The following is a 20,666-nucleotide window of genomic DNA, read 5'->3' on the forward strand; positions in this document are numbered from 1 at the left end:
CTCACCGCCTTAAGGCTGCCGCCATTATTTCCCTGGCTATGGGTGCTGCCACCACCCCGCCGGCGCCGGCGTTTTCGACTACGACGGCAACGACAATGGTAGGATTCTCAGCCGGTGCCATGGCCACCAGCCAGGCATGGGCCAGGCCCCTGGGGTTCTGGGCTGAACCTGTTTTGGCAGCCACCTGGACACCGGGCAAGGCTGCCGCCGTAGCCGTACCTCCCTTGACGGTTGCTACCATGGCGTTTTTGATTTCCTCAGCTACCGCGGCGCCGGTCACCACCTGCAGGGGCCGGGGCTGGAACTGCCAGAGGGTTTGCCCGCCAGGGGAGGTCACCCGGGCTACCAGATAGGGCTGCATCATGATGCCCCGGTTGGCTACGGCTGCCGTCACCAGGGCCATCTGCAGGGGGGTCGCCAGGACGGCGCCCTGGCCGATGGAGCTTTCAGCCAGGCCGTTGGCATCCAGGTGCGCCGGCACCTGGGACTCCTTGACGGGTAAATCAAAGTTCACCGGTTTATTAAATCCGTAGAGGGCTGCCGTGCTCTTGAATTTGTCAGCCCCGGCTTCCAAGGCCAGGGTGGCAAAGGTGACATTGCAGGAATACATCATCGCTTCCTGAAAATCAAGGTGGCCATGGGCCCGAGGACAGGTCAACTTCCACCCCTGGACCTCCAGGTAACCGGGGCAGTAAAACTGGCGCTGAAGAACGGCCGGATCTCGTTCCAGGGCCGCAGTGGCTGTTACCAGTTTCATCACTGAACCCGGCGGGTAAAGGCCCTGCAGGGCCCGGTTTAAAAGGGGACTGCCGGCAGCAGGGTCGTTAATCCAGGACCACTCTTCCTCCAAACGGTTGGGGTCAAAGGTCGGGCTGCTGGCCAGGACCAGGACGGCGCCGCTCTGCGGGTCCAGGGCTACAACAGCCCCTTTCCGGCCGGCCAGCAAATTGGTTGCCAGGCGCTGCAAATCAGCATCCAGGGTCAGGTGTAGATCATTACCCCGGGCCTGTTTGCCGGCCAGGCGCAAGCCCTCATTAAGGAAGCGCTGCCACCCCCCCAGACCCAGGAGGTCACCATCCCGGCTGGCTTCCAGGCCGGTACTGCCGTAACGTGGAGAGACATAGCCCACCACCGGAGCCGCGGCCCCACCGTAGGGGTATTCCCGCCGCAACTGGCCGCCGTTAGTAACCGTACGAGCCAGGATGCGCCCTGAGCGGTCATAGATGGTACCCCGCTCGGTTTGCTGTTCGACAGCCGCCAGGCGGGGGTTTAAGGGATTGAGGTAAAGCATTTCCCCGGTCACTGCTTGGACGTAAGTCAGGTATAGCACCAGGACCAGGAAGACAGCCCCGGTAACCATGGCCAGGCGGCGTACTTCGTTCCTCATAGTCTTATCCCCCTGAGGGAAGCGCTGACATTAAGGAGTAGCCCTAGGATCAAATAACTGATGACCAGAGAACTACCACCGTAACTGACAAAGGGCAGGGTTACCCCCGTCAGGGGTAGGAGCTTGCTGACGCCGGCCATAATTATAAAGGCCTGAAAGGTAACCAGGACCGTCAACCCCCCAGCCAGGAGAATTCCCTGCTCTTCCCTGGCCGCCACAGCGGCCCGGAAACCCCGTAAAGCCAGTAAAAGATAAAGGAGGGCGATGCCGATACTGCCCAACAACCCCATTTCTTCCCCCATGGTAACAAAGATAAAATCCCTGGCTACCACGGGGATTACCTGGGACTGACCCAGACCCAGACCGGTACCAAAAACGCCACCACTCCCCAGGGCAATTAGCGCCTGAACAATCTGGTAGCCGGCCCCCGCCGCGTCCGCCCACGGGTTAATCCAGATGGCAATCCGCACCCGCAGGTAGGGAAAAAGCTGGTAGGCCAGCAGGGCGCCCAGGCTAAAGAGCCCCCCGCCCAGGGCCACATAGCGCCCCTTACCGGTAGCCAGGTAGAGCATAGCCAGGAAGGTAGCCAGCAGGATTAAAGCCGAGCCCAGATCCCTTTGTATAACCAGGAGCAAAACAGCCAGGGCCGTGGCTACCAACAGTGGACCCCAGGTAGCCCGCCCGGTCCCCTGGACCAGCAATTCCCGCTTATCGCTCAGGTACCCGGCTAAATACATAACCATGAGGACTTTCACTGCTTCCACCGGCTGCATCTGGAATTCTCCCAGGGTCAGCCAGCTCTTGGCGCCACCGATACGCGTCCCGACCAGGACGGTGATTAACAGGAAAAACAGGCCCAGGGATAAAAAGAGATAGGGATACTGTTCCAGGCGCTGGTAATCCCGGAAACCGGTGGTTACGACTACCAGGACCAGCAGACCGATCATCGTCCAGATAATCTGGCGGTAGGCCAGGGCGGGGTCGAGGCGAAATAAAAAAGTCAAGCCCAGGGCGTTCAAGACAGCTGCCAGGGGAAACAGGAATTCATCACCCCCATGGCGGGTAACCCGTAAAACCAGATGCGATCCCCAGAAACCAGCCAGGAGGAGGATGAGGGCATAAGCCGGTTGCCAGCCGGGGTGTTGCAGGCCGGAACTAGCCATATAGCCGTACCCAGCTATCAGAATCAAGGACGGCCAGATCAGGAGGGCCATTTCCCGCCTGCGGTTGACACTACCGGCACTAATCATAGAGGCCCAACACCACCGTTATATTATCTGGGCCCCCCCGTGCCAGGGCCAGATCCAGCAGCTCCCTGGCCGCCTGCGCCAGGGACAGGTTTTTCCCCAGGACAGCAGCCAGCTCCGGGTCCGGGATAACTTCATAAAGGCCGTCGGTACAAAGGAGGATGCGGTCCCCCTTTTGCAGGTCCAGTTCCCGGCTATCGATCTCTACCCGAGTTTCTGTTCCCAGGGCCCGGGTAAGGATATTCCGCCGGGGATGCAGGCGGGCCTCCTCCGCCGTCAGGCCACCGCTGCGAACCAACTCGCCCACATAAGAATGATCGTCAGTCAAAGCCTGTAACTGTCCGTCCCGGAAGAGATAGGCACGGCTATCGCCTATATGGGTCAGGTATGCCCGGGAGCCGGTAATCCAGACGGCCGTCATAGTTGTGCCCATTCCTTCCCGCTCCTGGCTGCCCAGGGAAGACCGGTAAACTACTTCGTTGGCAAAGGCGGCGGCCGCCAGAAGCCGGGAAAGAGGCTCCCCCGGCGGTCCGTTAAAGAGTTTGTCTACCAGAGCCCGCAGGGCCAGGCGGCTGGCCACTTCCCCTGCCTGGTGGCCGCCCATACCATCGGCTACAGCTAGCAGTCCCCGCTCGCTATCCAGGATATAGTAGTCTTCATTACCGGGCCGCACCAGTCCGGTATGGGACAGGGCTTCGGCTTGCATCTTCCCACCCCACTTTGAAAGTCACGCCGCCGATCGATATTTTATCGCCGGGCCGTAAACTATGCGGACCGGTTAGCCGCTGATCATTGAGATAAGTTCCATTGGTACTGTCCAGATCCAGGAGTTGCCATTCTCCCCCCTGGTGGTTGATTTCAGCATGGCGGGCGGAAACGTGGCTATCGTTAATAATAATATCGTTATGGTTATCGCGACCAATGCTAATATTTTCGCCGAGGGGGTAGCTTTCTCCTCTTTTTAGGCCCCCATTTTTTGCATCCAGGACTACCAGAACCGGGCGTCGCCTGGCCCGTACCGCCGGGGAAAATCCCAATTCCAGGTACATCAACCTGAGGACATGCCAGACAAAGATATAGATAAAAAACACAAAAACGAACCTTAACCCTACCAGCAGGAGCTCGCCCACAGCAATCACCCGTTCCTGTTTAACTTACCTGCAACTCCAGCACGCTCCGGCCTACCTGGAGCCGGTCACCTGGTTTCAAGAAGGTTCGTTCTACCCTGACCCCGTTAACCATGGTACCATTACGGCTGCCCAGGTCCGTTACTAGAACACGGTCGTGGCTCTCCTCAACCTGGCAGTGGCGCCGGGAGACCTGCTCATCGGTGAGGACAAAATCGCAGGCCGGCTGGCGGCCTAGGACCTGCCGGCCGTTTTTAAGAAGAAAAGTACGTCCGGCATCCGGTCCTTCCAGTACCGTTAATTTAAACGCTGGTTCCTCCAGAGGAGCAGGGACTTCATTAATCGCCCGATAAATCAGGGTATCACCATCCCCAGCTGCCGATGCGGCCGCCTTAGCGTCGACCACCGCCGGTTTTTCCTCCTCCATCCGCGCCACTACCCGCATCTCTCCCGGGGCCAGCTCGTCTTCGACCTCCATCTCTACCCGGGGCGCGCCTACCAGGGTATAGTTTTGTTCCGCCGCCTTTTTGGCAACGTAATCCTCCAGTTCCCTGGCCAGGGAATGCTCAAAGACCGACAGGCGCTCGAAATCCCCGGGACTCAAATTAACCAGGTAAACGTTAGGTACATAAACATGATTGACGCTGACCGTCCGCTGGCTGACCATGATTTTGGCCAGCTTCTTGGCGATCTCCACCGGCTGCAGGGAAACGGCCCCACCCCGACGGAAAAGGCCGTCAAAAAGACGCTGCCAGAAGTGCTCATTTTTTTCCAGCAAATCCATGATAGATTATAACACCTCCCTGGGCGCGTAGCGTAGCTGGCCGCAGGCGGCGGCGATGTCCGCTCCCCGGCTCTCCCGGATGGCTGCTTCCAGGCCGGCCTCCTGCAGCCAGGCCACAAATCGCCGGGCTGCAGGAGGGGTGACTCCCCGCAACCTGCTCCCGGCCACCGGGTTTAAAGGGATGACGTTGACAAAGGCCAGCATCCCCCCCAGCAGACCGGCCAAACCACGGGCATCCTCCCGGCGGTCGTTAATGCCGGCCATCAAGGCATACTCAAAGGTAACCCGCCGCCCGGTGCCTTCGGCATAACGGCGGCAGGCCGGGATCAGCCTCTCCAGGGGGTAACGCCGGTTAACAGGCATTAACCGGGTCCGGAGTTCATTGGTTACGGCATGGAGGGAAACAGCCAGCTCCAGGGGCGGCTTTTCCCCCGCCAGGCGCTCGATGCCGGGCACAATACCACAGGTGGAAATAGTTATCCGCCGGTGACTTACCCCCCACCCGGTCGGGTCTTCAAAGATCCGGACTGCTTTCAAAACGGCCGCATAGTTGTGGAGGGGTTCCCCCATGCCCATAAAGACGATATTAGTGATGCACCCCCCGGATTCCTGCTCTTCCAGTTCGGTAGCCAGGGCCAGGGCCTGGAGGATAATCTCCCCGGTGGTCAGGTTGCGCTGGAGCCCGCCCTGGCCGGTGGCGCAAAAGCTGCAGCCCATGGCGCAGCCCACCTGGCTGGACAGGCAAACAGTACGGCGCCGGCGCTCGCCAGCATAAATCATAAGCACGCATTCGATGCTCTGACCGTCAGCCAGGGCAAGGAGTAATTTGCGCGTCTGGCCGTCGGCCGCTACCTGCCGGTCCAGGACTTGGACCGCCGGTAGTTCCGCCCTGGCAGCCAGCCGTGCCCGGAAAGCCCGGGGTAGATCGGACATGGCCTCGATCTCCCTGGCCCGGCGGGCATGAAGCCAGTGAAAGATCTGGCGGCCGCGGTAGGGCTTTTCCCCCAGGCCGGCTGCCAGTTCCTCCAGCTCGGCAGGCAGCATCCCGCGTAAATCGATTCTGGTAGTCATCCCCATCTCCTGGCTCTATTATCTTTATTATTATTAATGAAGCTATACCATAATATACCACAATCCCGGCCCGCGGGCACCATGGGATGAAAAAAAGGGGAGTTATCTCTCCCCTTCTCTATGTAGCCATTCGCCTCATTATTTATCTACGCAGGCCCTGCGGGACCTCCGGCTGGTGCCAGAGCCAGACGCTGGCCGGCAGAACGCTGCCGTTAGCCACCAGGACTGCCAGGGCGACGCCCAGGGTCGCCACCATCGCCGTCAACCGTTTAAACATCCGCATCACCTCCCCCCAAATGAGATGTGAGAAGTGAGATGCGAGAGGTGGGATGCTTGTCGAAACCGGCTGCGCCAGTTTCCGATAAAAGCCCTGCCTCTCATTTCTCCCGTTCGCTGGTTGCGGCCCGCCATCCTAGGCGACTCCTCCTCTCTTTTTATCCTAAAGGTAGGAGCCGCTTTAATAAGGAGTCCGCCCGCCCGATGACGGCAAAACCGGCTGGGGTCAGGGCTACACCCTGGACCACCAGGGCCAGGAGGCTGCTGGCCAGAATGCTCGGGGACCATTGCAGGTAGAAACCGGCCAGCATGACCAGCAACCACCCGGCTAACCATAAATAAGAGACCCGCTTTAACCGGGACCGGCGCCGGGGATTGATGATGGGCGCTGCCGGGACAGTCGCCGGGGCCCACTTACGGGCGATCAGCAAATTGACGACAAACACAACCATCGCCAGGACCGGCAGATATTTTCCTGCCGCCAGGGCTAGCTCCCGGCCCAGCAGGGCCAGCAGGGTCAGCGTCAGCAGCGATAAAAGCAAGCAGCGGTAATAGGCGCTACAGTGGACGCCCCCGGACGGGAGACGATAGCCGGCCATGGTCGCCAGGGCGGCCAGCATTTCCGGCACCAGGCCCAGGCACCAGGCGACAATCAGTAAAATGACCAGTTGCAGAAGGCCCCCCAGGGCCACCTCCAGGCCGAAGGCCACAACCTCTATTTCCGGATGCTTATCACGACCAGCCGGTGACCTAGCTACCAAGTAACCGGCACTGTCTCGGGCGAGGCGGTGGATGCTTAGCAAGGCTTACCTGCTCCATAAGACTTTGTTAACTCTACCATATTATTCTACACGGATCCCGAAATTCCTGCTTGGATCGCCAATTAAGTTGTAGAAATGGGAAATTTTACGGTAAACACGGTGCCCTGGTCGCTGCTATGAACCTCAATCCGGCCGTTATTGGCCGTTACCAGCCTCTGGACTATGTAGAGGCCCTGGCCGTGGCTCTCCCGGTCGACCTTTTTCGTGGTAAAACCCCTGGCGAAGATCTTTTTTTGTAATTCCAGAGGAATGATGGGTCCGGTATTGCCCACCTCGAAGCAGTGGTAGTCAGCCTCATTAAAAATCCGCAGCCAAATGCGCTTTTCCCCGCCTGGAGCACCGGCTAGGGTGGCTTCCATGGCGTTATCCAGGAGGTTGCCGAAGATGCTGGTGGCGTCCGTTGGCGGTAGCAGTAGCCCCTTGAGGTCGCTGTTGATCTCGTATTGGAAGCTGACGCCCTGGGCCTCGATGGCCGCCGCCTTGGCCTGGAAGAGGCCCGCGAGGGCCGGCTGGCTGACCTCGATGACCCGGGTAGGCTGGCGGACTTCTTTACATACCGAGGCGATATACTCCAGGCCGGCCTCGTGCATGCCCAGTTGCAACATGCCGTAGACCGTCTGCAGGTGGCTGATAAAGTCATGACGCTGGGCGCGCAGGCTCTTCATACTCTCCTTCAGGTTGGTTATGTAGATCTCCTGGCGTACGAGTTGCATCTCCCGGCTGCTGGCCGTAAATAATACGTAGATCATACTCAAAGAAGTCAAAAGTAACAGGGAGGAGAGGATTAAGATAGCTGCCGGCGTACGCTCGATGGGAAAGATAGGGAAGGCCTCTTGGGCATAATAGCTGAGATTCAGCAGGCAGATCAGAAAGGTCTGGAGCAGGATCAGGATGAGGATGGCCTGGGTGAAGCTTTTATTTTTCATCTTCCTTTTCCTTTCGGTCTACGTTCGTCGGAAAGCCATAGCCAGGTATGAGGGAGAAACGCCACCGCCGGCAGGCATAGGCCATAACGCCCAGGATTATTTCATCCGGAAGGGGAAAGAGAACCCTGAGCCAGGGATCATGTAGGGCTGTTTCAAAACTAATACCGGTAAAATATGAAACTATTGGTATAGACATGCTTTCAATAATGCCTACAGCTATGACACCAAAGAAAGCAGCCATTATTCCCCTGGTGATAGTAATTTTTAATATAAAGCGCATCATTAAGGCCAAAACAACTATGGATAATAAAGTATTAACTCCGAACTCTAATGGCAAGCGCCGGATAAAATAGGAAAACATTGCTCCCATTACCCCTACCACTATAACGTTTTTAACATGCGGATACTCGCCAATAAGGCCCAATCCCAGAGCCACCAGAATAATACTTTCCGGTATGGACTGAAAAACCAGGGCCGTCCAGGGCATGATATCCATATCTACCTTCCCCCCAGTTTACCGAACATCCCTCCAACCATATTCTGCATGCAAGGACAAAATCCTTTATTTTGCTCGTTTTTTTAGCCTGGCCATGAAGAAACCGTCTGTCCCGTGGCGCTGGGGTAAAAATTGAACCAGGCCCTGGCGAGCTGAGATCTGGAGATCCGGGGGCAGCCCCGGCAGCCATGGCTCCAGGGAATCCGCCTGAAACTCCCCTGCCTGCTGTAAAAACTCCCGTACTACTTCCTGGTTTTCTTCCGGCAGCAGGGAGCAGGTGCTATAGACCAGGACCCCTCCCGGCTTTAAGGCCCGGCAGGCCCCCTTGAGGATGGCCAGCTGCAGCCGGGTCAGTTCCCGGGTGCGGGGGAGTTCCTTACGCCAGCGGGCGTCCGGCCGCCGGCGCAGGACGCCTGACCCGGAGCAAGGGGCATCGATGAGTATGTAATCGGCTGTTTCCGGGTATTCCTCCCCCAGCTCCCGGGCATCCGCTAGGATGGTATGGACGCAGGTGACCCCCAAGCGGCGGCAATTGGCAGTGATTAAATCCAGGCGGTGCGGGTGGACATCGCCGGCCAAGATAACGCCCTGGTTTCCCATTAACTGGGCCAGGTGGGTCGTCTTGCCACCAGGGGCGGCACTGGCATCAATTACCCGGGCCCCCGGGTCCGGGTGCAGGGCATGGCTGACCAGCTGGGAGCCCTCATCCTGAATGTAGAACAGCCCTTCCTGGAAGGAAGGGCTGTTCTCCACCGCCCCCAGGCCCTCAACCACCAGTCCCTCCGGGGCATAACGGGCCGGCCTGGTGGTTGCCCCTTCATTCTGCAGACGTCCGGCCAGGGCAGCCCTGCTGATCTTCAAGGTATTCACCCTGATCACTGTAGGGGCGGGTTCGTTATCCGCCCGGCAGAGAGCCTCCGTCTCCTGGTAACCGAGTTCACCCAGCCAGCGCTCTACCAGCCAGCGGGGGTGGTAGTAACGCCGCGCCAGGTAACCGGCCGGATCCTCTCGGGCGTTGGGGTAAGGCAGGCTGTCCTTGCGCCGGTCAAGCTGGCGCAAGACGCCGTTAACCAGGCCTACCGTCCCCCGGTGGCCGTATCTCTTGGCCAGTTCCACGGTTTCGTAAAGGGCTGCCCGGGGCGGTATCCGGGGTAAATAGAGCAATTGGGCCGCTCCCAGGCGAAGGAGGGAACGAATCCAGGGCGGGAGTTTTGCCAGGGGTTGCCGTAAAAAAAGGCCCAGGGCCCAATCCAAGGTCTCCCAGGCCTTAATGGCGCTGTAAGCCAATTCTGTAGCCAGGGCCCTGTCACGGCCTTCCAGGCTGGCTGCCTGTAAAACCTCGTCCAGGGCCAGGCCGGCGAAGGCCCCTTCCTCGGTTACCCGATAAATGACCTGCAGGGCCGCCTCCCGGGCGGAAGCGGGGGTTTTAAGTTTAGCCATCTGTGGCCTCCATGTTAGCATTTCTTTAGTCATTTCTTTAATATTGAAGACTTGCGGGTACAGGCAAGGCGCTTGATTCGAGACGTAAACTTTCCGCGAAGCCGCAGTAAGAAGAACGAGGATGCTTTCGGATGAGCGCGGCCGCCTGTTTGCCACCCGAAGGGTCGAGTTAAGGCCGCGCCCGAAGCCGGCCGAGTTCGACACAAGTACAATGGCGCAACCAGCGCCCGCAGGGAACCTGCTCACCCCAGACCAACAGACCCCATTTTCGCAAGGGCATTCTGGGTGTTACCCGCCGCGTTTAATTACCATGGGTTACCTCAACCAGGCCGTCACTACATACCGGGGACCGGGTTGCCGCCTTACCCGCTAGGAAGAACTGGATGGCCTGTTCGACCTGGCTCAAATTAACCTGGGTGTTGAGGCAGGGCCCGTGGGGCCTCAGGTTTAAAACCCCCAGGACAGGTAGGGGTTGGGTGTCCTGGATCCCGCTGGTCAGGTCGCGTTCGCAGGCTATGGCCACCACCGCCCGGGGGCGGTATTGCTTGACAAAGTGGCGGGCCAGGGTACCCCCGGTGGCCACGGCCAGACGTACACCATACTTCGCCGCCAGGGCGTGGAGGGCATCAATGGAGCAGCGCCCGCAACGGCGGCAGTTGTTAACATCAATGGTAATTTTATGGGGACAGCCGCTCCATTGTAAGCAGTGAGGAGCCAGGATCAGGATCTGCGCCGGGGTAATATGCAGGTGCTGCAGGCGCACCAGCTGGTTATTCATTTCAATAAAGGAGGCTTTGATGGTGGCCGCCTCCACCCCTAGGCGCCGGCCCAGGGCCAGGGCCACCGGGAAGAGGAGGTTTACCGCCATTAGCCCCAGGTGCTGCAGGAAGGGGCGACTGTGTCCCTGCCAGAGCATGACCACCAGGCTGAATATCCCCAGGGCGATTAGTAGGAAGAGTACCGCCAGGGTTAAGAACCCAAGGGCCAGTAGTACTTGGTTAAAGAGGCTGTTATGGTTCATCAGCAGGTACCAGCTGCCGGCCAGGACCGCCGTTATAAACATCAAGCTCAGGACCAGCAGGCCGATGAAGAGGCGCTTTTTTATCCGCATCCCAGCATCTCCCCGGGGGCCAGAGGATAACCCTGCAGGTAGGCGCTGGCCGGCATCGCCCTTTTACCTGCCGGTTGCACGTTGGTAATCAAGATCTGCCCCCTCCCTGTCTGGACCGCAAAACCGTCTTTCGTAATTTGGATAACCTCTCCGGGCCGTCCGGCCGCCGCCGGCTCTGCTATCTGGGCGCTGTAGACCTTCAGCCGTTCCCCGGATCGCCGGGTATAGGCCCCCGGCCAGGGGTTTAAGCCCCGGATCTGGTTATAAATAACCTCTACCGGTTGCTGCCAGTCGATCTCTTCCTCCTCGGGCCGCAAGGGTGGTGCATAGGTTACCAGGGCCTCATCCTGGGGATGGCGCGGTGCCCGGCCGGCGGCTATTAATTCCAGGGTATGTACCAGGAGGCCAGCCCCCTTCTCGGCCAGGCGGTCGTGGATTTCTCCCGTAGTGGCCGCTGGCGGTATAGGTAATTTCTCCTGAAGGATGATATCGCCGGCATCCAGCTGGGGAGCCATCCACATGGTGGTCACGCCGGTTTCCGTCTCACCGTTCATCACGGCCCGGTGGATGGGCGCCGCACCCCGGTAGTGCGGCAGCAGAGAGGCATGGAGATTAACACATCCCAGACCCGGCAGGTCCAGGATCGCCCGGGGGAGGATGCGACCGAAGGCCACGACGACGATGAGCTCCGGCTCCAGCTGCCGTAGATCACGCATTAGTATCTCGTCCTGCATCCGGGCTGGCTGCCAAACTGGTAATCCTGCCGCCAGGGCTGTTTCCTTGACCGGTGGCGGCAGGAACTTCTTCCCCCGTCCCCGGGGGCGATCAGGCTGGGTGATGACGGCGCCAATTTTGTGGCCGGCGGCTACCAGGGCCTGCAGGGAAGGGACGGCAAAATCCGGGGTTCCCATAAATACTAGCCGCATCACTACCGCACCTCGGGCTTATTCTCCAGCCAGCGCACAACCTTGTCGATAAAGAGAATCCCATCCAGGTGGTCAATTTCATGCTGCAGGGCCCTGGCGTACAGGCCCTCGGCCGCAATCTCCCGCAGCTTACCGTGGCGGTCCAGCCCCCTGACGGTAACTTGGGACGCCCGGGACACGTCCCCCTGGATACCAGGGATACTCAAGCAACCCTCCGGACCCACCTCCTGCCCGGTGGCGGCTATAATCTCCGGGTTAATGAGTTCGGTCAGTCCCTCGCCGACGTCCACGACGATTACCCGTTTTAAAACTCCGATCTGGGGTGCTGCCAGCCCGACCCCGGGTGCATCATACATGGTATCCGCCAGGTTGTCCAAAAGTTTCCATACATGGGGAGTTATCTTTTTTACCGGCTGGGACTTTTCCCGCAGGATAGGGTCCCCCAGGGTTAAGATCTTATGAATGGCCACGAAATCTGCCTCCTAAAGTGCTACCAGGAATTAATCGGCCCGACATCCACCACCAAACGCAGGCCCTGCCGGGGACGATAGGCGGCCAGGCACCGGGTCAGCCGTTCCTTATTCCGGGACCAGTATGGAACCTTCAACATTAGCTGCCAGCGATAATTATCCTGCACCCGGACGGGAAAACCCGGAGCAGGCCCCAGGATGGTCATGCCTCCGGCGTCACGCTGGATTAAACCCGCCAGCTCATGGGCGGCGGCAATAACCCCGGCCTCGTCCCGGCCGCTGAAGCCGATCCGTACCAGCTTGATAAAGGGGGGATAACCCCCGGCCCGGCGGTTGGCGATCTCCTGCTCGTAGAAGCGCCGGTAGTCCTGGGCCGCCGCCAGGGTAATAGCCGGGTCGCCAGGGTTATAGGTCTGAATGATTACCTTACCGGGCGTTTTACGACCGGCCCGCCCGGCTACCTGGGTTAAAAGCTGGAAAGTCCGCTCCCGGGCCCGGAAATCCGGCTGGTACAGGGACAGATCGGCATTAACGACCCCCACCAGGGTAACCCCGGGGAAATCTAGGCCCCGGGTAATGGTCTGGGTACCAATGAGGATATCGGCACTTCCCCCGGCAAAGGTCCGGTAGATTTCCTCCCAGCGACCCTTCCTGGCAGTAGTATCTCCATCGGCCCGGATAATTCTTGCCTCCGGCCATAGGGCCCGGGCCTCGGTTTCCACCCTCTGGGTACCCGCTCCCAGGCGGACCAGGGGCCCGCCGCATACCGGGCAGGCACTCCCTGCCGGTTCCGCATAACCACAATAATGACAGCGCAGGGTTCCCTCATGGTGATAGGTCAGTGCCACATCGCAGTGGCGACATACAGGTACATAGCCGCAGTCGCGGCAGAGGATATGGGGGGCATAACCACGGCGGTTTAAGAAAAGGATAGCCTGCTTCCCTGCCGCCAAGACCGCATCTATCTCCTGCCGCAGGCGGCGGCTCAAATAGCCCTGGTGACCGGCTCGGTATTCTTCCCGCAGGTCGATAATCTCCACGGTCGGGAGGTTTAAACCGGCCACCCGGCGGGGTAAGGGCAACAGGTTAATCTTCCCCTGCCGGGTCAGGTAAAAGGTCTCGGTGCTGGGAGTGGCGCTCCCCAGGATGACCACCGCCCCCTCCAGGTGGCCCCGTTTAATGGCCACCTCCCGGGCGTCGTAGCGCGGGGCTGCCTCCTGTTTATAGCTGCCGGCATGTTCTTCGTCGATAATTATTAACCCCAGTTCGGGCAGGGGGGCAAAAAGGGCCGCCCGGCTGCCCGCAACTACCTGGATTCCCCCCCGGCGCACTCGCTCCCAAGTAGCGGCCCTTTCTCCCGGGGCCAGGTTCCCGTGGATGACAGCCACCTTGTCCCCCAGTTTCTGCCGCAGCCTGGTCACCACCTGGGGTATCAGGGCGTGTTCAGGTACCAGGAAGAGGGCCCGGTAGCCCCGACTCAGGGCTGCCTCTGTTGCCTGCAGGTAAACCTCGGTTTTACCGCTGCCGGTTACCCCGTGAAGTAGAAAGGTCCCCCCTCGACCCAGGGCGGCCTTAATCGCTTGTAAAGCCTGCTCCTGGTCCCTATTAAGCTGCAGGGATGCACTCCCCCGGCCGTCCCCTTCCCGGTTCCCGGCCGCGTTGGTCTCCCCACCGGGGTACTGAAAGTCCGTCTCCCCGGTCCCGAACGGCGGTTCCGTAGTAAATTCAACTAACCCCAGCTGCTTTAACCGGCGCAGGGAAGCATAGCTACCGCCAGCCGCTAGGAAAGCCGCCGGCTGCGGTCCTGCTGTTAACAGGGTTTTAAGCATCGCCGCCTGGCGGGGCGCTCTCCTGCTGATAGCAGGCAGGGATGCTGCCCCGGTACAGGCTACCACCCAAAAGGAGTGACTGTCGCCGGGCACACCGCGCCAGCACCACTCCTCTTTGATGAGACCATGGCTTTTTAAAACCGCCAGGGCTTCCTCTAGCCCCTGTCCCCGGCCGAACTTGTGCAGCCGGCTCACCCCGGCTGCAGCTGCTTCTGACAGGTAGGCGGCGACCTCCCTCGCCGGCGGTGGCAGGCAACCAGCCAGGTTGAGGGCTGCCGCCGTTTCCTCTCCTGACGGGGGCAACCAACGCCAGCGCCGTTCCAGGCGCCGGCCTGTTACCGGCGGCAGCATCACCTTGAGGGCCACCGCCAGGGGACAGAAGTAACGCTCGGCCAGGTAACGGCCCAGGTCAACCAGCCCGGGCGGCAGGAAATCGGCCTCCAGGACGGCCCTGATCTCCTTCAGCCCGGCCTGCTTCGACTCTCCCGGCAGCGCCACCACCACCCCGGTAACCGGCCTTTTCCCCAGGGTTACCAGGACCAGGGACCCAACCCGCACGGCCCGGGTCATCTCCGGCGGCACCCGATAGGTTAACGTCTTATCTATAGCGCCAGGGGCCGAGTTGACTGCCACCTCTACCAGCAAATCCCCAACTCAACCCCCTCCTGGTTGACTTATCCATTCATATTATACCAGATATGGCTTCAGTAGTGAACTTGTATTATTCTTGAAAGCCCAGGCAAAATTCACAAGGGAAGTTTCCTGCCAGTCCCGTCTTGGGAAAAATAACGGCTTCCAGTGATGGCCTGCACCGGCGAAGCCGGCCCCCCGTAATCAGGGTAACTTTATCTAATTCTTACCGGATATGCCTGGAATAGTCAACCTTCCTCCCGAAATAGGATAACTTCGAAGAAGGTTGCCAAAAGGCTTGACTTTTTCAGCAATTATGCTAAACTTGTCCCCTGTAAGGGGGAGTAGCTACCTCTGGCTGCAAAGTCGTCAAGACGGGGCAACCCCGGCTTTGCAGGCTTCTGATGAAGTTGGCGAGACCTTTGCACTCTTTTGTTATGGAGTGCAAGGGTCTTTTTGTTTAGTGGAAGTGACGGTGCTGCCCTAGCCAGGTTAGGTGAAGGCAACAGTGGTGCCGCATGAGTACCGTCAATATTGACACCCCTACCTCTGGCGCGGCCCATGCAGAAGGATGAAATAGTAAAGATGGACAAGCCCCGGTACATTCGCGGCCCTGGCAACGTTCAACGCCCATATGAGTATCGTTCCCAAAGAGAATAGTTTCGCAAATTAGAAGGGGGTCTACCGGGTTGAGTTTTTTATGGGCTATTCTATCAATTACCATTATCGACTTGGCCCTGTCGGGGGATAACGCCGCCGTTATCGGGTTGGCCATTAAAAACCTACCCCTGCAACAAAGAAAAATAGCGGCCTTCATCGGTGCCGGCGGGGCTATCGTCCTCCGCGTCACCCTCACGGCCCTGGCCACCCTGCTGCTCCGCGTCCCTTATTTAAACGCCATCGGTGGCGTCATCCTCATCTGGATTACCTGGAAACTCCTCAATGGTGATGCGGGTGAAGAAAAAATAAAATCCAGTAATAAGTTCTGGTCGGCCGTCGGCACCATTATCGTCGCTGACCTCTCTATGGCCTTTGATAACATTATGGGTGTGGCCGGTGCCGCCCACGGGCACGTTGGTTTAATGATCTTCGGCCTGGCCGTCAGCATCCCCATCCTGGTCCTGGGGGCCAGCTGGCTGGCGACTATGATGAACCGTTATCCTATAATTATTTATATCGGTGGTGCCGTCCTGGCCCATACTTCCCTGGCTATGATCTTTGCGGACCATGGCCTGGGACTACCCCACTATACCGGTGAACTGGCGGCTGCCCTGATCCCCTGGGCCCTGGCGGCAGCCGTTTTCATCTGGGGCTGGTTGCAGGTCCGGAAAATGGGCTCTGGACACGCTGAAAAGACAGTTTGATCCAGTTATAACCATTTTCAACGTGCCCGCGCAACGGCATAGTTTCAAGCCTGACGCAAGCTCCCGCCATATAGGAGATTAGCCAAGCTTTTTGTTGCGATAATTCAACGGGAAATCAGGGATAACTTGGACTTAAGCAGGTTTTAGATGCATCAGGCCGTGTAAACGGTTGATCCTTGTGTCCCTGGGTGATATAATAGCTACTGTGACCAATGCTGATGTGGCTCAGGGGTAGAGCAGCGCACTCGTAATGCGCAGGTCGAGGGTTCGAATCCCTCCATCAGCTCCAGGGAAAGCTAAGCCCCGCAACGCTTGCGGGGCTTAGCTTTTTAATAAGATTCTGCGGGACGACCGTTTGGGGAATAATTTGGGAGTAAATAGATACCATTATATTTAATATTTACTTTATCAGAGCTTGGGTCTAATCCCGTCTGTGTCATTGATAAGGTCAGGTGAGGTCGATTAATAATGATCGCCTATAGTTACCCCCTCTTGCCATTTTCAACCGGAGATCCTTCAACCGATAGAGCTCTCATCTCCTGAGGGGTCGGGGTAAAACTAAATGTTCCATCAGGATACAGCTTAATGAACCAGCGATAACACCGTTGCCCAGAATGTTAGCAGCCCAACCTGGGAGTTGCTGCCATGTTTCTCCCGGTAGCAACATAATCCCGGTACCGATCAGTAAACTCAGGCCGATTACGAAGGCATCCCGGTTGTTCAGGGGACAGCGAGCGTAATCCTTCAAGGCATAAATTGCCAGGGGGCTGGCCGACGCCAGCAGTACGGCGTTGGCCACCGGCGGGGGGATCCTGGCTACCAGAGCGCCCACGGCTGGCAAAAGCCCTGCCAGCATAAAGATCAGGGTTGCCAATATAAAAGGCAAGCGTTCCTTTACCCCGGAAATGGCCACCAGGCCCACAGAGCTGGTAAAGGGTATGGAACCCACTGAGGCAAAAAGTCCCGCCAGAAAATCGCTCAGGCCGGAGACAAAAAGCCCACGATCGTAGTAGAACCGCGGTAGTTGGGTATTTATTAAACTCTCCATCGCCGTAATACTGATGACAGCATTAGGAATTAATACGATCCCCAGCAGTACCAGGGAAAAGATTATACCCGGATTAAAGGTCGGCAGGCCCCAGGGGAAAACACCAGGTAGTGATAATAATGAAGTACCAGGACGCATGGTATTGCCGTTAGCCTGGAACCCCCACAGGTGATAAAGCAACCAACCGCCGGCCACCCCGAAAATTACCGCTCCAGTTCGCCAAACTCCCCTGGCTCTCAGGGAAAGGAAAACGATTAACAGAAGTACTACCAGGGCGATAACTACCAGGCGCCCGTCAAGAGCCCTACCGGACCCGCTATTGAGGATCCCTTTAACGCCAATGCCACCGATCTGCAAAGATAAGAGCAATAGGACCGTGCCATTAATGGCCGGTGTAAACAGAGGTAACAGACGGCGTAGCAATCCCAGTAGGGCGGCAGCCATCAGCATAGCCCCGGCTACAAGCATGGCACCTTCCAGGTCTGTCCGCAACAGGGCGAAGCTAACGCCCATTTGCGCCGTTATACTGGCTAGGATAACGTAAGCCGCCCACCAGGGCGCTGCCGGCCCTTCAATCAGCAGCAGGCGGTGGCCAATAAATACCTGCAGCAGGCTGGCCAGCCCCGTAAAGAAAAAGACTCGCTGGGTAAGGGTAGCAACACCGACGGGATCTAAATGGAGGGCGTTTCCCACAACTACCGGTATGGTAATTAACATCCCCAGGTGAAAAGCAACCCACTGCAAGGCATAAAGTAATGGCACCCCATCGTCCTCCTGTTTCTACCCCCAAATAGCTTGACTAAAAAGGGCCGGGTAACCCGGCCCCGTAGGATTTATTATAATCAACAAGGTAACCCAGAACAACTCTAACTTCAGCTGTGGCGGATATCCAGACGTAGCATCACTAGCTCGTCATCCAGGCCGTGGCGTAAAAGGTCCAGGCGGGGAGAGGCTGCCAGCAGACTCGCTGTGGCTAAATGCTCAAGGTGAAAGGGAAACAGGCCCGGACTTGCGACCAAATCCTGCAGTGGTGCACATCCATTGGCACGGGTGTGGAGAAAGGCTTCAATCAACCACGCGGCCAGGCGGGGATCGGCAATGGACATGGTTGGCCCCTGGGTGTAAACTCCTTGGGTTTTGGTCTCACAAAGCACACCCCAATCAATAAAAGACCGCAGTATGCGCCGGGCTGCCCGAGAGACCGTCTCCCGTTCCCCGTACTGCTCCCGTAGACGACGTTGCACGTGGGTGGCCCTTACTGAACCCTGCAGTTTCAGAAAACGCCCGGCATGGCCCGCCACCGCTGCCCAGAAGGGGTAAACAGCCATAACCATGCCCCAATGAACCGCCAGGTGGTCCGGGCGCGGTAGCTGCCGGAGTAAATCCAGGCCGTCAGCCCGCAAGGATTCAAGCTCTGGCGGCGTATTGAACCAAACCTTCATTAAGATGGTAATAATCTTCTCACGGTTACCGCGCACAGCCTCACCATCGATGGATACCTTATCCTGCAAGTGTTCCTGCAGGGTTGCATTGATGGTTAACTTATCGTTACCGGCCAGTACGAGGTTGGCAGTCATCTCCAGCCACTCCAGGCGCACGCGCTGGCTGAAACCGATTTGATTGGCGCGACTATTCATCTGTCTGTCCTTTCAATCTGGATAAGGGGGACGATAACTTCCTCCAGGGCGATACCGCCGTGACTGACAATACGTTCTCCCGTATAGACAAAGGCCTGCCGCGCCGGGGCGATAAGAGGAAGAAAGGTATCCGGCAGACCTACCGCCGGCCATTCTAAAGCATCCGGAAAACGCTCCATTATCCTATCTCGTAACGGCCTACTGGAATAAATCCGGACCCGCTCACCACGTAGCTCCGCCACCGCCCCTTCGGCTGGACTTCCACAACCCTCTGCTGCAATATTACCGTGGTCCGAAGTTAAAAATACGTTAAAACCCCGAAACAACAGGAGATCCAGGAGCTCGGTCAAATAGGATTGCTGTACCCACTGGCGTATTTGATTATACATACCGGCAGTCCCCAATTCCATACCGTGCATAATTTTATCCACCTTATCGATTACCAGCCCGGCAACCCTCACCTTGGGATGAGAGAGCAGTTCCCCGATGGGCTCCAGGCTGCCGTCACCCAACCCGCGGGCGTAAACGATCTCATTAAAAGAAAACCCTTGATCCACCCAGAACTGCGACCACAGGTCCTGTTCTTTAACGGTTGTCTGAATGCTATTGGGGAAAAAGATAGGCGGCTTGCCAGCAAAAGCAGCCTGACGCGAAACTGAGGTGAGGGTTGGAATCCAGGCAAATATATTGTTTTCCCGCAACCGGTAATGGGGTCGCTGTGATACCATCGTCTCGCGTACAACCAACCACTGATCGAGGGAGAGCCCATCCACCAGCAGCAATGCCGTTTTCGTTTCCGGGTCCTCCCCCATCCAGCGCGCCAGAAACCGCGGTAAATGGTGGAGCATGACCGGTGGGACCGGTGGGAGGTTGATTAGCCCAGCGTAGCGCCTGGTAAGCCATGAGGTAAATGCTAAATCTACCCGGTCTTGTAGACCATTAAAACGTGTAACCACCTTCCTATCGATGGTATTTTCCTGTTCATAGGCCAGCAGAGTAAGTTTAGCCCAACCCCGGGCAAAATGGAACCACTCCCCATACCGGGCCTTTTCGGTCGGAACGGAGGAATGAAGGTAGTCCATGAGCCTGATTAGGCGTTGGCGCTTGTCTTCAGCACCATAGTTTTGGATACCTGTGCTCACCCAGGACTGTGGTGATTGATCTACATAGGTATGTGGTACGGGATGCAATAGTCCCTCCAGAAACAGATTGTCCATGTAAACCCGAATATCATGATGGTCAAAGGGTAGGTCGGCAGGACCGTCAATTTCCAGGTAGTATGCCTTTTTATCCTCTCGTACTTCGGGATTCCCTTCAGCCGCTACCCGGTCGAGGAAGATGGGCCAGCGCTCCTGGAGGAAGGTAAAGAAAGCCTCCCGATCCGGGACAATAATTTCCAGCGGCCATTCGTCAAAGGTATTGTTTTGGCGTAAAATCTGGATAAAGCGTTGTTCGAGAACATCCGGTATATGCTGCCTACGATAATGACGACGGAGCAGCATGCGCAGCAGGTCGGCGGGCTGTGCGATAAGCTCGGCTGCCATTTCAAAGACGTGTCGAAGGATGAACTCCTTGGTGGCATTGTCCCCAAGTTGTCCCGGTGCATGCCTTTTCAAGGCAGTATAAAGGGCGTCGAGGTCGCCCCGATCCAGGGCTGCTACGACCGGATAACTGAGATCAGGGAAGATGTCGCCCAGACTAAAAGAAAGCCTGCGGCCCGCTTGCAGCAGATCAAACGGCAAAGAGACCAGATCATTGGCTTGGGCTCGCATTATAACCACCAGGTCCGTCTGTTCACCCCGATCCCAGCGGGACCGGAACTCTGCTTCATAGGCATAACGGAAAGCGACATGATCTTCAAAGGTTATTAGCTCAAAGCCCCGTTCCCGAATACCCTCCAGAAGTTGTTCCTCCAGCAGCAAGGCGTCCGGGTCGGCGACAAGGGTGAGCCGGGCCATCCCTGGGGTAAACTCTTGCAGAATCTGATTGCGCCAGGAATCTGCAGGAAACGAAATATTAAGACTCATTCCAGCGTCGCGTCCTTTGCAACCAAAACTCGACGACTGCCAGTCATGG

General features: G+C 57.8%; 19 protein-coding genes and 1 tRNA gene. 2 read left to right on the forward strand and 18 right to left on the reverse strand.

What is annotated here, in order from left to right; translation table 11 throughout:
- Position 1 precedes the first annotated feature (1 nt).
- The 15 genes from SDD30_RS00565 to priA all read right to left on the reverse strand — a co-directional run bounded on the left by SDD30_RS00565 (position 2) and on the right by priA (position 14,556).
- Positions 2–1,387: a peptidoglycan D,D-transpeptidase FtsI family protein gene (locus tag SDD30_RS00565; protein ID WP_434072976.1), complete on the reverse strand. Its 1,386-nt coding sequence runs from the start codon at positions 1,385–1,387 to the stop codon at positions 2–4.
- On the reverse strand, positions 1,384–2,637 hold the full coding sequence (locus SDD30_RS00570; RefSeq protein WP_434072977.1) for an FtsW/RodA/SpoVE family cell cycle protein: 1,254 nt from the start codon (positions 2,635–2,637) through the stop codon (positions 1,384–1,386). Before SDD30_RS00570 ends, SDD30_RS00565 begins: the two co-directional genes overlap by 4 nt.
- Positions 2,630–3,340 carry a Stp1/IreP family PP2C-type Ser/Thr phosphatase gene (locus SDD30_RS00575; RefSeq protein ID WP_434072978.1) on the reverse strand — a complete coding sequence of 237 codons (711 nt, stop codon included), beginning with the start codon at positions 3,338–3,340 and terminating at the stop codon, positions 2,630–2,632. Before SDD30_RS00575 ends, SDD30_RS00570 begins: the two co-directional genes overlap by 8 nt.
- Positions 3,294–3,764, reverse strand: coding sequence for an FHA domain-containing protein (locus SDD30_RS00580; protein ID WP_434072979.1), 471 nt, complete (start codon positions 3,762–3,764; stop codon positions 3,294–3,296). The genes SDD30_RS00575 and SDD30_RS00580 overlap by 47 nt, the downstream gene beginning before the upstream one ends.
- 19 nt (positions 3,765–3,783) lie before the next feature.
- Positions 3,784–4,545, reverse strand: a complete 762-nt coding sequence (locus SDD30_RS00585; protein WP_434072980.1) for an FHA domain-containing protein — start codon at positions 4,543–4,545, stop codon at positions 3,784–3,786.
- Between the two features lie 6 nt (positions 4,546–4,551).
- Positions 4,552–5,616: a dual-specificity RNA methyltransferase RlmN gene (rlmN, locus tag SDD30_RS00590; protein ID WP_434072981.1), complete on the reverse strand. Its 1,065-nt coding sequence runs from the start codon at positions 5,614–5,616 to the stop codon at positions 4,552–4,554.
- Positions 5,617–5,758: 142 nt separating this feature from the next.
- Positions 5,759–5,893 (reverse strand): cyclic lactone autoinducer peptide, encoded by a 135-nt coding sequence (locus SDD30_RS00595; RefSeq protein ID WP_434072982.1) that lies wholly within the window; start codon positions 5,891–5,893, stop codon positions 5,759–5,761.
- 157 nt (positions 5,894–6,050) lie between these two features.
- A complete protein-coding gene (locus SDD30_RS00600) occupies positions 6,051–6,695 on the reverse strand; it encodes an accessory gene regulator ArgB-like protein (protein ID WP_434072983.1) in 645 nt (214 codons plus the stop codon).
- Between the two features lie 80 nt (positions 6,696–6,775).
- Positions 6,776–7,639, reverse strand: coding sequence for a sensor histidine kinase (locus SDD30_RS00605; protein WP_434072984.1), 864 nt, complete (start codon positions 7,637–7,639; stop codon positions 6,776–6,778).
- The gene (locus tag SDD30_RS00610) at positions 7,629–8,063 is read right to left on the reverse strand and encodes a hypothetical protein (RefSeq protein WP_434072985.1); all 435 of its coding nucleotides are present in this window, start codon (positions 8,061–8,063) and stop codon (positions 7,629–7,631) included. Before SDD30_RS00610 ends, SDD30_RS00605 begins: the two co-directional genes overlap by 11 nt.
- 138 nt (positions 8,064–8,201) lie before the next feature.
- Positions 8,202–9,575 (reverse strand): 16S rRNA (cytosine(967)-C(5))-methyltransferase RsmB, encoded by a 1,374-nt coding sequence (gene rsmB / locus SDD30_RS00615; RefSeq protein WP_434072986.1) that lies wholly within the window; start codon positions 9,573–9,575, stop codon positions 8,202–8,204.
- 301 nt (positions 9,576–9,876) lie between these two features.
- Complete coding sequence (locus SDD30_RS00620; RefSeq protein WP_434072987.1) at positions 9,877–10,686, reverse strand: DUF116 domain-containing protein; 810 nt, start codon at positions 10,684–10,686, stop codon at positions 9,877–9,879.
- A complete protein-coding gene (gene fmt / locus SDD30_RS00625; RefSeq protein ID WP_434073122.1) occupies positions 10,677–11,612 on the reverse strand; it encodes a methionyl-tRNA formyltransferase in 936 nt (311 codons plus the stop codon). Before fmt ends, SDD30_RS00620 begins: the two co-directional genes overlap by 10 nt.
- A 2-nt stretch (positions 11,613–11,614) precedes the next feature.
- A complete protein-coding gene (gene def / locus SDD30_RS00630) occupies positions 11,615–12,082 on the reverse strand; it encodes a peptide deformylase (protein WP_434072988.1) in 468 nt (155 codons plus the stop codon).
- A 20-nt stretch (positions 12,083–12,102) separates the two neighbouring features.
- The gene (gene priA, locus SDD30_RS00635; protein WP_434072989.1) at positions 12,103–14,556 is read right to left on the reverse strand and encodes a replication restart helicase PriA; all 2,454 of its coding nucleotides are present in this window, start codon (positions 14,554–14,556) and stop codon (positions 12,103–12,105) included.
- 674 nt (positions 14,557–15,230) lie between these two features.
- On the opposite strand from priA, the gene SDD30_RS00640 reads away from it, so the two are divergent.
- Positions 15,231–15,905, forward strand: coding sequence for a TerC family protein (locus SDD30_RS00640; RefSeq protein ID WP_434072990.1), 675 nt, complete (start codon positions 15,231–15,233; stop codon positions 15,903–15,905).
- A gap of 214 nt (positions 15,906–16,119) precedes the next feature.
- Positions 16,120–16,194 (forward strand) — tRNA-Thr (locus SDD30_RS00645).
- Positions 16,195–16,437: 243 nt separating this feature from the next.
- On the opposite strand, the gene SDD30_RS00650 is transcribed toward SDD30_RS00645, so the two are convergent.
- From SDD30_RS00650 to pglZ, 3 genes are all read right to left on the reverse strand, one after another.
- Positions 16,438–17,715, reverse strand: a complete 1,278-nt coding sequence (locus SDD30_RS00650) for a purine/pyrimidine permease (RefSeq protein ID WP_434072991.1) — start codon at positions 17,713–17,715, stop codon at positions 16,438–16,440.
- Positions 17,716–17,825: 110 nt separating this feature from the next.
- Positions 17,826–18,590 carry a hypothetical protein gene (locus SDD30_RS00655; RefSeq protein ID WP_434072992.1) on the reverse strand — a complete coding sequence of 255 codons (765 nt, stop codon included), beginning with the start codon at positions 18,588–18,590 and terminating at the stop codon, positions 17,826–17,828.
- On the reverse strand, positions 18,587–20,617 hold the full coding sequence (gene pglZ / locus SDD30_RS00660; protein ID WP_434072993.1) for a BREX-3 system phosphatase PglZ: 2,031 nt from the start codon (positions 20,615–20,617) through the stop codon (positions 18,587–18,589). Before pglZ ends, SDD30_RS00655 begins: the two co-directional genes overlap by 4 nt.
- Positions 20,618–20,666 lie beyond the last annotated feature (49 nt).

It is taken from the genome of Moorella naiadis (nom. illeg.), assembly GCF_051020825.1.
GTDB lineage: Bacteria > Bacillota > DSM-521 > Neomoorellales > Neomoorellaceae > Neomoorella > Neomoorella naiadis.

Excerpts from the sequence above, each read along its gene's own strand:
- SDD30_RS00565 (WP_434072976.1), bottom strand. The coding sequence starts at position 1,387 with ATGAGGAACGAAGTACGCCGCCTGGCCATGGTTACCGGGGCTGTCTTC.
- SDD30_RS00570 (WP_434072977.1), bottom strand. The coding sequence starts at position 2,637 with ATGATTAGTGCCGGTAGTGTCAACCGCAGGCGGGAAATGGCCCTCCTG.
- SDD30_RS00575 (WP_434072978.1), bottom strand. The coding sequence starts at position 3,340 with ATGCAAGCCGAAGCCCTGTCCCATACCGGACTGGTGCGGCCCGGTAAT.
- SDD30_RS00585 (WP_434072980.1), bottom strand. The coding sequence starts at position 4,545 with ATGGATTTGCTGGAAAAAAATGAGCACTTCTGGCAGCGTCTTTTTGAC.
- rlmN (WP_434072981.1), bottom strand. The coding sequence starts at position 5,616 with ATGACTACCAGAATCGATTTACGCGGGATGCTGCCTGCCGAGCTGGAG.
- SDD30_RS00595 (WP_434072982.1), bottom strand. The coding sequence starts at position 5,893 with ATGTTTAAACGGTTGACGGCGATGGTGGCGACCCTGGGCGTCGCCCTG.
- SDD30_RS00605 (WP_434072984.1), bottom strand. The coding sequence starts at position 7,639 with ATGAAAAATAAAAGCTTCACCCAGGCCATCCTCATCCTGATCCTGCTC.
- rsmB (WP_434072986.1), bottom strand. The coding sequence starts at position 9,575 with ATGGCTAAACTTAAAACCCCCGCTTCCGCCCGGGAGGCGGCCCTGCAG.
- SDD30_RS00620 (WP_434072987.1), bottom strand. The coding sequence starts at position 10,686 with ATGCGGATAAAAAAGCGCCTCTTCATCGGCCTGCTGGTCCTGAGCTTG.
- fmt (WP_434073122.1), bottom strand. The coding sequence starts at position 11,612 with ATGCGGCTAGTATTTATGGGAACCCCGGATTTTGCCGTCCCTTCCCTG.
- SDD30_RS00655 (WP_434072992.1), bottom strand. The coding sequence starts at position 18,590 with ATGAATAGTCGCGCCAATCAAATCGGTTTCAGCCAGCGCGTGCGCCTG.
- pglZ (WP_434072993.1), bottom strand. The coding sequence starts at position 20,617 with ATGAGTCTTAATATTTCGTTTCCTGCAGATTCCTGGCGCAATCAGATT.